This window comes from Desulfonatronum zhilinae (assembly GCF_900182865.1).
GTDB lineage: Bacteria > Desulfobacterota > Desulfovibrionia > Desulfovibrionales > Desulfonatronaceae > Desulfonatronum > Desulfonatronum lacustre.
Genome location: NZ_FXUJ01000009.1, coordinates 37,269 through 51,913, shown reverse-complemented (window position 1 = coordinate 51,913; position 14,645 = coordinate 37,269). Strand labels below are relative to the sequence as shown.

At 55.7% G+C, this 14,645-nt stretch carries 14 protein-coding genes; 6 read left to right on the top strand and 8 right to left on the bottom strand.

What is annotated here, in order from left to right; genetic code table 11:
• Positions 1-37: 37 nt before the first annotated feature.
• Positions 38-172, bottom strand: a complete 135-nt coding sequence (locus AC559A_RS09020; RefSeq protein ID WP_498817597.1) for a hypothetical protein — start codon at positions 170-172, stop codon at positions 38-40.
• Between the two features lie 605 nt (positions 173-777).
• Here AC559A_RS09020 and AC559A_RS09015 point away from each other — a divergent pair.
• The 3 genes from AC559A_RS09015 to AC559A_RS09005 all read left to right on the top strand — a co-directional run bounded on the left by AC559A_RS09015 (position 778) and on the right by AC559A_RS09005 (position 2,943).
• Positions 778-2,064, top strand: a complete 1,287-nt coding sequence (locus AC559A_RS09015; protein ID WP_028571591.1) for an ATP-binding protein — start codon at positions 778-780, stop codon at positions 2,062-2,064.
• Entirely contained in the window at positions 1,955-2,320 is a 366-nt protein-coding gene (locus AC559A_RS09010; RefSeq protein WP_498817595.1) for a DUF4087 domain-containing protein, read from the top strand. The genes AC559A_RS09015 and AC559A_RS09010 overlap by 110 nt, the downstream gene beginning before the upstream one ends.
• 65 nt (positions 2,321-2,385) lie before the next feature.
• The gene (locus AC559A_RS09005; protein WP_498817593.1) at positions 2,386-2,943 is read left to right on the top strand and encodes an arylesterase; all 558 of its coding nucleotides are present in this window, start codon (positions 2,386-2,388) and stop codon (positions 2,941-2,943) included.
• A gap of 61 nt (positions 2,944-3,004) precedes the next feature.
• Here AC559A_RS09005 and AC559A_RS09000 read toward each other — a convergent pair whose 3' ends face one another.
• The 3 genes from AC559A_RS09000 to AC559A_RS08990 form a co-directional block, all read right to left on the bottom strand.
• Entirely contained in the window at positions 3,005-3,463 is a 459-nt protein-coding gene (locus tag AC559A_RS09000) for a hypothetical protein (RefSeq protein WP_498817591.1), read from the bottom strand.
• A gap of 60 nt (positions 3,464-3,523) precedes the next feature.
• The gene (locus tag AC559A_RS08995) at positions 3,524-3,973 is read right to left on the bottom strand and encodes a nucleoside deaminase (RefSeq protein WP_028571579.1); all 450 of its coding nucleotides are present in this window, start codon (positions 3,971-3,973) and stop codon (positions 3,524-3,526) included.
• Between the two features lie 251 nt (positions 3,974-4,224).
• The gene (locus AC559A_RS08990; protein ID WP_035261369.1) at positions 4,225-4,716 is read right to left on the bottom strand and encodes a TspO/MBR family protein; all 492 of its coding nucleotides are present in this window, start codon (positions 4,714-4,716) and stop codon (positions 4,225-4,227) included.
• Positions 4,717-5,047: 331 nt separating this feature from the next.
• Between AC559A_RS08990 and AC559A_RS08985 the strand changes: the two genes are divergently transcribed.
• Positions 5,048-7,156 carry a dipeptidyl-peptidase 5 gene (locus AC559A_RS08985; protein WP_498817589.1) on the top strand — a complete coding sequence of 703 codons (2,109 nt, stop codon included), beginning with the start codon at positions 5,048-5,050 and terminating at the stop codon, positions 7,154-7,156.
• 76 nt (positions 7,157-7,232) lie between these two features.
• Here the strand turns inward: AC559A_RS08985 and AC559A_RS08980 are convergent, their stop codons facing one another.
• Positions 7,233-7,715 carry an Lcl C-terminal domain-containing protein gene (locus tag AC559A_RS08980; protein ID WP_498817587.1) on the bottom strand — a complete coding sequence of 161 codons (483 nt, stop codon included), beginning with the start codon at positions 7,713-7,715 and terminating at the stop codon, positions 7,233-7,235.
• A gap of 138 nt (positions 7,716-7,853) precedes the next feature.
• On the bottom strand, positions 7,854-8,273 hold the full coding sequence (locus tag AC559A_RS08975) for an Lcl C-terminal domain-containing protein (protein ID WP_498817585.1): 420 nt from the start codon (positions 8,271-8,273) through the stop codon (positions 7,854-7,856).
• A 142-nt stretch (positions 8,274-8,415) separates the two neighbouring features.
• Here AC559A_RS08975 and AC559A_RS08970 point away from each other — a divergent pair, with 142 nt between their 5' ends.
• Positions 8,416-8,670, top strand: a complete 255-nt coding sequence (locus tag AC559A_RS08970) for a DinB/UmuC family translesion DNA polymerase (protein ID WP_498817583.1) — start codon at positions 8,416-8,418, stop codon at positions 8,668-8,670.
• 51 nt (positions 8,671-8,721) lie between these two features.
• On the opposite strand, the gene AC559A_RS08965 is transcribed toward AC559A_RS08970, so the two are convergent.
• The gene (locus tag AC559A_RS08965) at positions 8,722-9,003 is read right to left on the bottom strand and encodes an HU family DNA-binding protein (RefSeq protein WP_498817716.1); all 282 of its coding nucleotides are present in this window, start codon (positions 9,001-9,003) and stop codon (positions 8,722-8,724) included.
• Positions 8,951-10,456: a sensor histidine kinase gene (locus AC559A_RS08960; protein ID WP_498817581.1), complete on the bottom strand. Its 1,506-nt coding sequence runs from the start codon at positions 10,454-10,456 to the stop codon at positions 8,951-8,953. Before AC559A_RS08960 ends, AC559A_RS08965 begins: the two co-directional genes overlap by 53 nt.
• An 892-nt stretch (positions 10,457-11,348) precedes the next feature.
• On the opposite strand from AC559A_RS08960, the gene AC559A_RS08955 reads away from it, so the two are divergent.
• Positions 11,349-14,630 carry a PAS domain-containing hybrid sensor histidine kinase/response regulator gene (locus AC559A_RS08955; RefSeq protein WP_498817579.1) on the top strand — a complete coding sequence of 1,094 codons (3,282 nt, stop codon included), beginning with the start codon at positions 11,349-11,351 and terminating at the stop codon, positions 14,628-14,630.
• Positions 14,631-14,645 lie beyond the last annotated feature (15 nt).

Below are 14,645 nucleotides of genomic sequence, written 5' to 3'. Positions count from 1 at the left end.
GCGGGATGCACAAACTCCGATTCCGGTGCTTTCTCCGTTAGTACTCGATCTTGTCGTTCTTGATTTCCCAATGAGTGAAGGCCTCTTCCGGCAACAGGTTGATCATGGAAATGGCTCGTTTTTCAGGAGGAGTGTTCAACTCCAGAAAAATAAAGGCGTCATCAAAGCCCATGGCGACCTCGAACGGTCCGCCATTTTCGCTTCAAGGCCGCCCGCTTCGCATTCTTCCCGAAAACGTGACTGGCATCAAGGGCGGACAGGCGACCGCGCGGCGATCTTTCTGGCTAGGGAGGGGAAGACGAAGGATGAAAGCAATGCTGTTGTCGGGGTCGGAATCGGGATCGGGATCGAAAACGCTGGGAAGCGTTCATAATTTTTCCTGTTTCGATTCCGATACCGACCCCGACCCCGATTGCCGGAACAAGAGCGGACGTAAAATTGTGCTGAGTAGATACTAATCCTGAAGGGATTCAATCGTAGAGCCGGTGTTGAGCAATCCTCCGAATCGTGTACTATTGGTAATTTGACGGCTTAACTGTTGACACTTTGCCGGGGAAGCTATTACAAATTTTCCGGAACGTTCATGCCAAATCGTTGGAAAAACTGGGGCGGTTTCGTCATTGATTGTCATTCCAAGATGCGCATTGCTGGGACTGAAGGCGTCTCGTCATTATCCAAGGAAGACAAGGACGATCCGCCATCACTACCAGTGGCCGCCTGTGCCCAAGTCCAGACCTTTTCTGAAGCATCCCTCATAACCAAATAAGATTACAATGAATGTCTGAGCAATTACTTCCGAGACATCTGTGCGGCGAGGTGGAGAGTGCGCTCCGATCAACGCGGGTCGTGAACGTCATAGGTCCGCGTCAGGTGGGCAAGACCACATTGGTGAGGGATCTGCTCGGCTCAAGCCACTTTGTGAGCCTTGACGATACCGGCGTCCTCGCCGCGATGGAAACCGATCCTTATGGCCAACTGACGGCTTTGACGGCGAACGCCAAAGACGCACCCGTGGTCATCGACGAGGCGCAGCGATCCCGAGCGCTGGCACTGGCCATCAAGCGCATTGTGGACGAACGTCGCCAGAAGGGGCAGTTTCTCCTGACCGGATCGTCCAACGTCTTCGCCGCCGCACATGTGACCGATTCCCTGGCCGGGCGGGTTTCCACGTTGATGTTGCATCCGCTGAGCGCTGCCGAGGCTTTCCGCTACGGTCCGGCCAGGATTCTGGACTGGGCAGCTGAAAACCCATCCCTGGCCACGCTTCCGGACATCCCATCCGCCGGACGTCAAGCGTACATCGACCTGATTGTCCAAGGCGGTTATCCCGAGATTCGCGACCTGCCCGACCGGCCTCGCAACAAACGATACCGTGATGCCATTGATGCTCTTGTTGATCGTGATGTGGCCGATGTTCTCAAAGTCCGCAAAACCGACGCCTTGCGTCGGCTGATTGATCAGCTTGCCTCCCGAACCGCTGAGGAATTTTCCATTGAGCGGTTATGCTCAGCGGTCGGTGTCCAGCGCAACACGGTGGAACAATATCTTGATGTCCTGACCCGCTTGTCGTTTGCGCAGCGACTGGGTGCCTGGGCATCCGGAGCGGCGGGTCGGGAAATTAAACGTCCCAAGGTACACCTTCTTGATACCGGGGTTGCCGCCGCCATCAGGGGATTTTCTTCCACCTCGTTTGGACCGACAGGGGATCAGACTGCACTGGGTCATCTTCTGGAAACCTATGTCCACAATGAACTGGTAAAAAACCTGCCTTATCTGGCCCGCGACTGGCGGCTCTGGCACTGGCGCAACCAGGAAGGCCGGGAAGTGGATCTGCTGGCCGAGTGCGATCGGATGCTCGTGGCCATGGAAGTCAAGGCGTCATCGACATTGAACGCGGATGACATCAAAAACCTGCGCTGGTTCAAAACCTTGGGGCCTGGCAGGACATGGCAGGTTGTCGGCATCCTCTTCTATCTTGGAGACCGCCCGCTTGCATTGGGAGAGAACATTTACGGCCTGCCGCTTTCGACATTCTGGGCTTGGCGGCCCCAGTCTCAGTTATGAGCTAAGCTTCGACCGGCCAAACGGCGGCGATCAGACCTTCGGGTACCAGTTGGACCAGGATTGGGACTGGCCGGAGTTTGCTCCGAGCCAATGGGTGACGACAAATGTTGGGAGTTACGGATATGGTTGTTTGGACATGGAATTTGAAGCAAACCTTCAAGGCGAAGTCACGGCAATCATAAGCTTAACCCCTTTGTTTTTGCAGGATTGCCTTTCGTCTCCAACACTTCGAGGTATCGGGGAAATGCTGGAATAAGCAGTGAATGCCCGTTGGCATTGCCCAACGGTTTTCATTTTTCGTAGAAACCATGGAGCTCAATCATGATCACGATCCTGGCCCTGGGCGACAGCCTGACCACAGGATACGGCCTTGCGCCGGAAGCGTCCTTTGCATCCCGGCTGGAACAGATTCTGAATCACGAAGGCAGGGATGTCCGAGTGATCGACGGCGGCGTGTCCGGGGATACGGCATATGACGGCCTGCGCCGCATTGATCGCCTTCTTGCCCATAACCCTGACCTCGTCATTGTCGAGTTCGGAACCAACGACTGGTATTCGGGGTTGCCGGTGGAAGAGATCAAGGCCAATCTGGCGCGGATCATCGAAAAATGCCAAGGTGCCGGTGCGCTGGTGCTCCTGACCGGCGTCCGCTCGCTGTCCGGCCAGGGCGAGTACGACGCACGGTTCCACAATCTCTATCAGGAACTGGCCAGGGAAAAGCAGGTGCCCCTGATGCCCGACTTTCTCCCAGGCATTCCCGGCAACCTGGATCTGACCCTCCCCGACGGCCTGCACCCCAACGAGGCCGGTGTGGACGCCATCGTGGCCGCTGTGTTGCCGGTATTGCGGCCCTTGCTTGACGAGGTGTTGGGTGAGTGAGCGTGGCTTGACTCTCTATTGAATCCACAAACCTTCACTGCCCCCGGATCAACCCCGCGATCTAATCCTTGATATGGCCCCGGTCCAGCTCAAAGCCGTAGGCCTTGCCCACCTTGTAAACCATCTTCATCTGCAGCGGGAGAATCGCCATGGAGGCCAGGGACTGGGGCAGGAGTTCCAGTGCGCCGTTCAGGATGGCGGTGTTGAGAATCATCTTGTCCAACTCAGGGGCGTTGACTTGGGCCTCGGGCCTGCCGGAAACTGGTGGGACTGGTGGGACTGGCGGGACTTTTGAGACTGGCGGGATCTGGGGGGCCGGTTCGCTTTCCGTCTCAAAGGAGGAGCCCGCAATGGCCGCTGCCTCCGTGGCAAAGGTCGTTGACGCCTGGGCATCCAGCCCCAGGGCTGAGCGCAGGCGTTCCAGGAAGGCCACTTCGGCATCGGTGTTTACTCCATCGGCATCGCACACGCACACGGCCTCCTGGGTCAACTCCGGGATTTCGGGCTCGTCGTTCACCATCAAGATGGTTTCGTGCCCGCCCTGGGATGATGATTCCGGTAATGGCTTAGAGCTTCTCCGTCAGTACTCGACCTTGTCTTCCTTGGCTTCCCACTCCGTAAACGCCTTCCCGGCCTCTTCCGGCAACAGGTTGACCATGGGAATGGCGCGTTTTTCAGGAGGAGCGTCCAACTCCTGATAAATGAAGGCGTCGTCAAAGCCGATGTCGGCCGCGTCCTTTTTGGTGTTACCGTAGTAGATTTTCTCCAGGCGGGCCCAATAAATCGCCCCCAGGCACATGGGACATGGTTCGCTGGATGTGAAGATCGTGCAACCTGACAAGTCAAACGTGTTCAAGGCGCGACAGGCCTGCCTGATGGCGTTGATCTCGGCATGGGCCGTCGGGTCGTTGTCGAGGGTGACGCTGTTGGAGGCTTGGGCGATGATCTCGCCGTGCTTCACGATCACGGCCGCGAACGGCCCGCCGCCTTGCCGGACGCTTTCCCTGGACAGCCTGATGGCCTCGCGCATGAAGCGCCCAGAGGCTTGGCCAGATGCTTGGCCAGATGCTTGGTCAGATGCTTGGCCAAATGCGTGGTCAGATGCTTGGTCTGGTGTGTGGCCTGGAGACATGGACAATTCCTGTTTGTAGGATGGTTGACGACGAGAAGCCGGTCACCCTCGAAACGTAATGATGGTGTAGCGCCTGGAACCGGAAAAGAGACGGATGATGTGGCAGGCTCAGTGGCAGGCTCAGTTGAACCCAAGGCGGCTGTCAGTTTTTATCCCAGAACCTGAGGATTCATCCGCCACAGCGAATAGTTCAAGAACGCGGCGAAGATCACCCAGAGCAGGTAGGGCATGAGCAGTGCTCCGGCCAGAGGCTTGATTCGCCAAAAGGACATTGTCGTGGCCAGGATCAGGGCTAGAAGCGACAGGATCTCCAAAAATGAGAGCAGGCCAAGATTCCAGACGAAAAAGAGCCAGCTCCACAGCGCGTTGCAGACAAGTTGGATAAGGTAGAGACCCAGGGCGGCCCGGATGTTCTTGAGCCCTCCTTCACGCCAGACCAGCCATGCCGCGAGGCCCATCAAGGTGTAGAGCGCCGTCCAGACCGGCCCGAACACAAACCCCGGCGGCGCCCATCCCGGTTGGACAAGCTGGGTGTAGAACGACTGGGCGTTGATCGAAGCCCCGGCGCCCACGGCCGCGGCGACGAACGTGACGGCAAGCCAAGCCAGAAGGGCGAAGACTTGCGTGCGTTTGCTGTTCATTCTCAATATGTTCTGTACGGGTTTTTAACGGCCCAGGCGTTCCCAGCCGTTAGTGGAACACGCCGGGGTGGTGTGATTTATGGTCTGGATGTGAGTATCAGGAAACAGGGAGTGGGGCAATGAGAGGCGTACTGTGATCAAATGTTGAGCTTGGAGATCGGCGACGGCCAGTGTATGCGGATGGCCACGGCCTCAGCTGGTGCTTGGCGCTGATCCCGATGTTTGGGGTGAGTTGGGCAAGAATAGGCTGTGTACATAAGGATTCAAACTTGAAAAAATATGCCGGACGGCCAACTCGCGGACAACATATCCCCACGGAGGAAACAACACGATGAATGATCAAGAAACAACCGCGGGCGGATATACGCGCCTCGGGCTTGTCGGGATAATTATCATATTTTTCTGTTTTTTCAACATATTCACAGCAACGGCGGATTCAAAACAGAACAGCAAGGTCGCGAGCCTGCTCACCCCGGAAGCCCTCTGGGAGATCGGTCGGGTTTCCGATCCCCGGATTTCCCCGGACGGGTCCCAGGTGCTGTTCTCGGTCAAGCACTTCGACCTGGAGGGCAATATCGGCCAAAGTCACCTCTATGTGGCCAATATGGATGGGAGCAACAGGCGGCGCATCTCGCCTGAGAACAACGGCAACGACGGCCAGGGCGAATGGCGACCCGACGGGGCGCGGATCGGCTTCCTGCATCAAGGGCAAATCTGGGAAATGAATCCTAACGGCTCAGGGCGTACGCGGCTCACCGACATCCCTGCCGAAGTCACAGGGTTCAGCTACTCGCCGACACAGGAAAACATCGTCTTTGCCGGCCCTGTCCCTTCCGAGGCCGGGCATGAGAATCTGTTCGCCGGTCTGGACAAGGCTCACGCGAGGATCGTGGACGAACTGATGTATCGGCATTGGGACACCTGGATTGAGTCGTTCAGCCATCTCCATGTGGCTAAGTATTCCGATGCGGGACTGGGGGAGTACGTGGACATCATGCGGGGGTTGGGGCTGGAGTCCCCGCTCAGACCCTTCGGCGGCATGGAGCAGGTTGCCTGGAGTCCTGACGGCAGATCCCTCGCCTATTCCGCCCGAAACATCGACGGCAAGGCCTACGCCTTGTCCACGGATTCACGGATCATGCTCCACAGCCTGGATACCGGCCAAACCCGGACCCTGAGCACCGGAACAGGGTACGACGGCAACCCGGAATTCTCTCCGGACGGAAAGCGCATTGCCTGGTTGAGCATGGAGCGGGACGGCTACGAAGCGGACAAGAACAGGCTGCTGGTCCTGGACCTGGTTTCGGAGAGCATCACTGACCTGACAACAGGCCTTGATCAGGACGTCAGCGAGTTTGTCTGGTCCACGGACGGCGAGGCCATCTTTTTAACCAGCCTGCGCCACGCTTCAACCCAGATCTACCGCCTTGATCCCGCCAGCCGCGACATCGCCCCCCTGACCGAGGGCAAACACACCTTTTCCCAACTGGTCAGCGCGGGCAACGCCATTGTCGCGGTCAAATCAACCCTGTCCAAACCGGGAGAGGTTTTCTTCCTGAATCCGGCCAATCAGGAGATGCTCAACATCTCCCGCGTCAACGACGATTTTTTGTCGTCCTTTGCCCTTGGCGAGGTCCGGGAACGCTGGGTGAAAACCACTGACAACCAGGAGATGCTCGTCCTGGTCGTCTTGCCGCCGGATTTCGACCCTCAAAAAACCTATCCCGCCATGCTCTACTGCATCGGCGGGCCGGAGGTTTCCGTGGACCACTCCTGGTCCTACCGCTGGAATTTGCAGACCCTGGCCGCGAGAGGCTACGTGGTCGTCGGTCCCAATCGCAGGGGAGCTCCGGGCTTTGGGCAGCAGTGGAAAGAAGCCATTCTGGGGGATTGGGGCGGTCAGCCCATGCAGGACCTCTTGTCGGCCATCGACGACGTTGGCAAAGAGCCTTGGGTGGATAGCAACCGTCTGGTCGCGGTGGGGCCGAGTTTTGGCGGGTTTTCCGTCTTTTGGCTTGCCGGGAACCACGACAACCGCTTCAAGGCGCTGGTGGCCCACGACGGTGTTTTCAACCTGGAATCAATGTACCTGGAGACGGAAGAAATCTTTTTCGTCAACTCCGAATTTGGCGGGCCGTTCTGGGACAGGGACAATCCCAGCGTTCAACGCAGCTATGCCGCGTCTCCGCACCGATTCGTCCAGAACTGGACAGCGCCTCTCCTGGTCATCCACGGGGGACGCGACTACCGGGTTCCGGAATCCCAGGGATTCAGCGCCTTCAATGCGGCCAGGCTGCGCGACATTCCCGCCAGACTGCTCTATCTCCCCGAAGAGAACCACTGGGTTCTGTCGCCTCAGAACAGCGTACTGTGGTATCGGACCGTTCTGGACTGGACGGATCGGTGGACAGGCGGCGGGGGTGCAACCGCTAATCACTGATCCAGTGACAGGTTTTTTAACAGATAAATGTCTAAATTGACTGGCTATCTGTTTTTTTCGCTTCATTCCAAATTATTTAATTCGACACACACCACGGTCTGCAAGTCGCTTTTGTGTATCCATCATTATTTTGCCGTGCGGCACGAACATGGTGACGGATGGATTTATCAACAGAAATTGTATCAGAGCTGTTGAAGGTGACTGTCAATGCTTCGGAACCAGTAGAGGTGTATGACCAATATAAAGAATCTGCTGCCCCTTCTAGCATTGACTTGCATGCCGAAGAATACAATCTGACTAGTGTATTTGCATCAGCCAATGCCCAGTCAGAATGTCCAGCCAATGAAAGGCCGGAAGTATAACTCATGGCCGCATCCCAGTTCATTGGACCAGCCGTTGCTTTCTGCCACATCAGGCCGGTTCCGTTATCCGTCACGGTCCCATCTCCGTTGTCCACGCACTGCTGGGCAAAGGTCGTGCCGGACATGACCATCCCGGTCAGGCAGAGCATTAAAGCCAGGGCCGCTGTTCCGAAAGCCTTTCTCCACATTTTTCTCATGACGATGCTCCTTGATGATATCTAATGATCTTAAAAAGCTGAAAACATTCAGGCTTCTTCTTTGGCAGGTTGAGGCTGTCCTCAGCGACAACCTCATCCTGGCCAAAGGGCCAAATCACCGAAGAATCAAATCATCCATCACTGTGCCGAACGCACTGCCCGCACGTGAAAGCCGCTGTTCGCATTGTAGCGGCCCTCGACACCGTCGTGGAAGTGCACGGCCCAGGCTTGATCAGAAGACCCATTGGACGACCAGTAGTCTCCTGGCTTAACGTCCATCATTCTTTTACATGGCGAGTTGTACAGCTTTTTTAACTCATTCGTGGTTGGCAACCGCCAATCCGAATGGCCACCCAGTGAAAGTCCGGAGGCGTAACTCACAGCGTCATTCCAGTTCATTGAACCAGCCGTCGGAATCTGCCACATAAGGCCTTTCCATTTGTCCGTTATGGTCCCATCTCTATTGTCCACGCATACATCGGTAATCGTCTCGGCCATAACCTGCCCGGACAGACAGAGCAGAACCGCCATAATTGCAATCGCGAGAAGCTTCTTCATGATTATTTCTCCTGTTGAGGTTGGACCGTAGTGGTCTTGCATCTCTTTAAGCACGATCCATGCCATGAATAAAGCAGCATGAATCCAAGATGGTAGAGGAAAGCGCCAACCGCATAAAGCCGCACTGTTTGCGCCCATTCCGTTGGCACTGCCAACATTCCTGGCGACCCGAGAAATTCTGGAAAGCTGTTGGTGTCGAGGGCAGAGCGCAAGGGCCAAAAGCATCGTTTGCTCGCGGACCTTCGCCAAGGCCGTCACGGACAAGGATCAGCTTGAGCAGATTGTTTCCGGGTATGCGGCCAGGGTAGGGGAACGCCTTCGCTCTCAGCAGTGCGGTAGGCGCCAGCCGAAGCAGAGCAGGGGGCCTCAAAGACTGAGTCAGGGCCTGCGAAAGTGAAGGGGCCGGTGAAGGTGAGGTTCATGTTCTGCTATTCACTGATGCCAACCACTAATTCAACTCATCCCTCAACTTCTTCGACAGCCTGAACACGACCACCTTGCGCGGCTCCAGGGTCATGGCCTCGCTGGTCGCCGGGTTGCGGCCCTTCCTGGCCTTCTTTGCATACGCCTCGAACTTGCCGAACCCGGAGATCAGCAGGGCGTGGTCGTGCATGATGGCGGTCTTCATGATGGCCAGCAGGGATTCGACGTGCTTCCTGGCTTCCCAGCGTGTGCGGTCAGTCTTCTTGTGAACCCGGCAGCGTGAAAAACACCGTCGTGCCCTTGCCAGGCTCACTTTCCACCCAGATTTGCCCACCGTGCTGCTCAATGAACTGTTTGCACAGGATCAGCCCCAGACCGGTGCCTTTTTCGCCCTCAGTGCCCAACTGTCGTTTTTTTTCTATGGTAAAAATTGAAGACAGCACCTGCTCGTTCATACCCACACCAGTGTCCTGAATTGCCACGGTTGCGGTCGGACCCTCCTGTTTAAAGGAAACGGCAATCTCGCCTCCGCGCCGGGTGAATTTGACGGCATTGAAGAGAATGTTGCGGATCACGGTCTTGATCATGGGCTGGTCAACCAGGACGGTCAGCCCCTGATGAGCATCTTGGCGGATGGAGATTCCCTTGCTCTTGGCCAAGTCTTGGGCCGTGGACAGTCCCATGTTGAGCAGCTCATTCAAGCTGCATGGCGTTGGTGCGTAATCGATGCCACCCTGGTTCATGCGGGACCATTGCAACAGGTCTTCCAGGAGGGCGAACGTATTCTTTATACTTTTATGCATTTCCCTTGTGAGGGTGCGAATATCCTGTTCAGAAAACACTTCTGATTCATCAGCCAGCATCTTTGTTGAAGACACAAGCCCGGACATGGGCGACTTGAGGTCGTGGGCAATGATGGAGAAAAGCTTGTCCTTTTCAGCATTGGCCTTCTGAAGCTGTTCATTGGCGGCCCTGATTATCTCCTCGGCCTGTTTACGGTCGGTGATGTCCTGAATAGTCCCAAAGCCCCGAACAGGCTCGCCTGACTTGTTAAGCTCCACCACCCCATAGGTTTGAACATGGCAGACTTCGCCAGTGTCGCCTTGCAGGATGCGGTGTTGAATATCGTATGGCTTCCCGGTGCTCATGGTCGTGGCAATAGCCTTCCTGACACGCCACCTATCTTCTGGGTGAACGTAGGCGAATAATTCCGACGAAGACAACCGTGGGGAGTTATGGCCCATAATACGACGCCAATTGTCCGAGACGAACCAAGTATCGTTAGGGATGTCCCACTCCAGACAGCCCAACCTCGCTAAAATTTCAGCCTGGAGCAGCATCTCTCTACTCTTGGCGTTTTCATACTCTGCTCGCTTGCGAACGGTTATGTCACGACAAATACAGAATACGAGTTTTCGCCCACCAATCATGGCTCCGTTAGTGCTGATTTCAACGTCAAGGAATGTGCCGTCTTTACGTCGGTGGAGTGTTTCAAAGTGGTCACCTTCTGCCCCGACTTGTTGTATCATCTCAATGAGCAGGTCGCGAGACCACTGTTTGTCCCAGTCCCATACGTGAAGCTGAAGAACTTCCTCGTGAGTGTATCCGAGCGTTTCAGCAAAACGCTTGTTCGCTTCATGGATGCTTCCGTCCTGGTTCAGCACAACGATTCCATCCCTGGACTGGTCAACCAGAATACGGCGTCGAGCAGCATCTTCCTGCAAGGCTTGCTCGGCTAGCTTTGTCTCGGTGGTGTCCATGTTGATACCCTGATACTGGAGCACATTCTGAAGTGGGAGTTGGGAAAGGCTACTTGAGCGGCAGGAATTTCAGGGGGCTTGCTTCTGCGTCATACGGGCTCCCGAGAGATCAAGGGGAAAGGATGGCAGCAAATGAATACAGGCGGAAAGTATCAGGCGTAGCCCAGATTAGGGGCTGCAAAAACATTTCAACTTTGTTCAAGTTGCGACAAGTTTTGGCATTTCTTCCTGCCTTTTTTCAACCGTGTCAACTGCCAAAAAAAAACCGGGGAAGTCCTCATCACCTAAGGCCTTACCCGGCCAGCTTAACTCTTACGCCCTCAACTTTCGAGGTTGCTGCCTGCAAAGCAACCATCTATGATCTTTGACATAATTCCTGGTCCAGACAAAAAAAGTCGATAGCTGCCCCGAATACTTCGGATATCATGGCGCTGTAGAGCTGCTCTGCGTATTGTCCTGCGCTGCGCAGCTTGTCTACTGCAAGCTCAAGTATACGCTTTTGGGAATCCATCGCCTACACCTGGGCCAACGGGAAGCTGGAAAAGGAAGTGTGGGCAAGTTTGAGCAGTACCCGCTACGCCTGGGCTGGGCCATCACGATTCACAAGAGCCGGGGCATGACCATTCCCAAGGTGTGCCTCGACCTCCGAGGTGGATGCTGTTTCGCCCATGGCCAACTTTATGTTGCCCTTTCCAGGGCCACGGGGCTTGACGGGCTCTGGCTGACCAAGGCAATCTCCCGAAGAAATTTGATTGTGGACCAGAGAGTTACGATATTTTTTGGGCAATAATTCACAAATTAATCACAAATCAGTATGTACATTCTGATCTGTCACGGGCCACCCTGATTACGGCTCCTGAACTCCTTCCTTTTACCTGCATGAAGGTCATCCATGGATCACGCCTCTATATCTTCCAACACCACTCCCTTCCAAGCCCTTGCCGATTTCCAGGATCTTTTCAACAACGCCCCCATCGGAATCTACACGTCCACCCCGGATGGCCGGTTTTTGGCGGCCAATCCGGCCATGGCAACAATGTTCGGGTACAACTCCCCACAGGACTTGATTGCGTCCGTCTCGGACATCGCCGCGCAACTTTATGCCGACCCTGCTGATCGAGATGAATTGAAGCGCCTTGTTGCAGAGCAAGGCGAGGCCAAGGACCAGGAGTTACGGATGGTTCGCCGGGATGGTACGGTCATCTGGGTGTCTCGAAGTGGGCGTGGTGTTCGGGATGCAGAAGGCAACATCGCTCAATATCAGGGGTTCATCACTGACGTTACCCAGCGCAGGCGAGCGGAAGACGCACGCAGAAAGAGTGAGGCCAGGTACCGGGAACTCTTTGAAAATGCACCTATTGGAATCTTTGAATCGACTCCTGAAGGACGCTATCTTTCCTTGAATACCGCCTACGCACAATTGATCGGATACGAAAGTCCCGCAGAAATGATCGCACACGTTACGGACATTGCCCAACAGCTTTATGTCCGCCCCGAAGACAGAAAAATCTATGTGGATCTGCTGCAGAAGCAGCATGTCGTTAAAAGTTTTGAAGCTGAGTTGAAACGCACGGATGGGCGTACGATCTGGGTTTCCATGGACACCAGGCTCAAGAGGCATGGAACCGGCGACTTCGTCTACGAAGGGTTCCTGAGAGACATCACCCAGCAAAAAGTTGCCGAAGCGGAATACCGGATGGAGAAGACGTTCACCGAGGCAATTTTCACCAGCAGCCCAGGAATGATTTATGTCTACGACGCGAACAGCAAGCTGATTCGCTGGAACAAGATGCACGAAACCCTGACCGGGTACTCCGCGGACGAACTGGCGAATATGCACCTGATGGATTGGTATTGGGGGGATGCGGAAAGCCAGGCAGCCGTCAACCACGGCATCGCCAGGACCATGGAGCAGGGGTATGGCGAGGCCGAAGCGTATCTGCAAACCAAGGACGGCTTCCGTATTCCGATGCATTTCACGGCAGCCCTGCTGACCATCGACGGTCAGCAGTATTTCACCGGTGTTGGCCTTGACATTTCCGAACGGAAGAAGCGGGAGCAGGAACTCAGGGAGAAGACCCTGCTGCTGGAAGGGATACTGGACAATATCCCCGACATCATGAGCGTCAAGCGACCGGACCTGAGCGTGGTGCTCTACAACAAGGCCGGATACGAGTTTTTGAACCTGAACCAGGAGCACCTTGAAGGAACCAGGTGCTTTGAGCTCATCGGCAGAAACGCTCCTTGCAAACCCTGTGCGACCCTGGAAGCCATCCAAACAAAGCGCCCGGTGGCTCTGGAAAAGTTTGTGCCGGAACTGAACATGCACCTCAATTGCCGGACCAATCCGATTCTTTCAGGGGATGGACAAGTCCTCTATACAGTTGAGCTGATACGCGACATAACCCAGCGCAAAAAAGCCGAGGAAGAATTGCGCGCCTTGGCGCAGATCCTGGAAAACGTCGACAGCATCGCGGTAATGAAAGACCCTACGCTTCGATACATCGCGGTAAACCGGGCCTACTTGCGTCTGACGAGATTCGCGAACCAAGCGGAACTTGTCGGCAGGACGGATGCCGAACTTTTCAAAGGGCTGGCCACGGATTCACAAATCCAGGCCTACATGGAAAACGACAAGAAAGCCTTGGGTCTCCCTTTTGGACAGGTCCATACAACGGAAGAATTTTTTCCCGGTGACGACGGGACCATGCGGACTTTTCTGACAAAAAAATTCCCGGTCTACGACACTGATGAGCAGCACCTTCTGGGCGTGGCGACCCTGACCACCGAAATCACTCAGCAGAAGCGTCTGGAGTCCGCTCTGCGTGATGCCAAGCTTGCCGCCGACGCGGCCAATCAGGCCAAGTCCGAGTTCCTGGCCAACATGAGCCATGAAATCCGAACGCCCATCAACGGCATCATGGGCATGATGCAGCTTCTGGAGACTACAGCGCTGGACGAAGAGCAGCGCCAATACGTTCAGTTGACCAATTCTTCCGCCGAGCGCTTAACACGGCTGCTTTCCGACATCCTGGACCTGTCCAGGGTCGAGGCCGGTAAGATGGAGTATCACGAGTCCGAGTTCAGCATGGCAGAGCTGCAAGACTCTATCATCGGCCTGTTCACCGTGACGGCCAGAAAAAAGGGAATGGGCCTGGAATGCTTCATTGACCCGGCGATCCCCGGAAGGCTGATGGGCGACGAGGCCCGGCTGCGGCAAATTCTGTTCAACATTGTGGGCAATTCGCTGAAATACAGCGAAAGCGGGAAGGTCGCCGTCCGGATGCAACCGATCCGCTCCTGGCAGGAAGGGGCCGTCCGGATACTGTTCTCTGTGACCGACACGGGCATCGGCATCCCTGACGATAAACTTAACGATCTGTTCAAGCCCTTCGTGCAGGTGGATGGCTCTTACACGCGGACGCACCAGGGCGCGGGACTCGGGCTGGCTATTGTCAAGCGGCTGATTGAACTCATGGATGGGCGGTTATGTATCGAAAGCGCCCTCGGGCAGGGAACCACAGTGCATTTTGCCCTGTATTTCAAGGTTCGTGGCAATACTTCCCCGGAACTCTCCGACGGAGCGTCTTTGCTTTCCTCCCCACGGTTGCGCATTCTCCTGGTCGAGGATGAACCGTCAAATTCCTTTCCAACCATGAAACGCTTGGAAAAGGCCGGGCATTTCGTGACCCTGGCCGAGGATGGGCAGCAGGCCCTGGATGCGCTCGCCAGGCAGGATTTCGACCTGATCCTGATGGATATCCAGATGCCGGTGATGAACGGCGTGGAAGCGACGCGGCGCATTCGCGCCGCTGAGGTTCACGGTTCACGGTTCAACGGTTCAACGGTTGGCGAGATAGCGGTTGACGGTATTAATGTAGGGGCGCACCGCGGTGCGCCCGACGGCGTCGCGCAAAATGCAACCCATCCCGACGACACCACGGCCCCAACCGTGAACCGTGAACCGCTGAACCGTGAACCCAACGATCGTGAACCGTTGAACCGTGAACCCAGAATCCCCATCATTGCCCTGACCGCCTATGCCATGCTCGGTGATCGAGAGAAGTTCCTTGAAGCCGGGATGAATGACTACCTAGCCAAACCGGTGAAGATGGAGGATTTGAATCGGGTGCTGGAGAAACATTTCCACCAATCTGAGGGAACACGCCAGTAGCCGGTGCAAATGTGG

What these genes read in the sequence shown, in the direction of transcription:
- AC559A_RS08985 (WP_498817589.1), top strand. Translation starts at nt 5,048, where the DNA reads ATGAATGATCAAGAAACAACCGCGGGCGGATATACGCGCCTCGGGCTT.
- AC559A_RS09000 (WP_498817591.1), bottom strand. Translation starts at nt 3,463, where the DNA reads ATGGTGAACGACGAGCCCGAAATCCCGGAGTTGACCCAGGAGGCCGTG.
- AC559A_RS08980 (WP_498817587.1), bottom strand. Translation starts at nt 7,715, where the DNA reads ATGAGAAAAATGTGGAGAAAGGCTTTCGGAACAGCGGCCCTGGCTTTA.
- AC559A_RS09015 (WP_028571591.1), top strand. Translation starts at nt 778, where the DNA reads ATGTCTGAGCAATTACTTCCGAGACATCTGTGCGGCGAGGTGGAGAGT.
- AC559A_RS08960 (WP_498817581.1), bottom strand. Translation starts at nt 10,456, where the DNA reads ATGGACACCACCGAGACAAAGCTAGCCGAGCAAGCCTTGCAGGAAGAT.
- AC559A_RS09020 (WP_498817597.1), bottom strand. Translation starts at nt 172, where the DNA reads ATGGGCTTTGATGACGCCTTTATTTTTCTGGAGTTGAACACTCCTCCT.
- AC559A_RS09005 (WP_498817593.1), top strand. Translation starts at nt 2,386, where the DNA reads ATGATCACGATCCTGGCCCTGGGCGACAGCCTGACCACAGGATACGGC.
- AC559A_RS08955 (WP_498817579.1), top strand. Translation starts at nt 11,349, where the DNA reads ATGGATCACGCCTCTATATCTTCCAACACCACTCCCTTCCAAGCCCTT.
- AC559A_RS08995 (WP_028571579.1), bottom strand. Translation starts at nt 3,973, where the DNA reads ATGCGCGAGGCCATCAGGCTGTCCAGGGAAAGCGTCCGGCAAGGCGGC.
- AC559A_RS08975 (WP_498817585.1), bottom strand. Translation starts at nt 8,273, where the DNA reads ATGAAGAAGCTTCTCGCGATTGCAATTATGGCGGTTCTGCTCTGTCTG.
- AC559A_RS08990 (WP_035261369.1), bottom strand. Translation starts at nt 4,716, where the DNA reads ATGAACAGCAAACGCACGCAAGTCTTCGCCCTTCTGGCTTGGCTTGCC.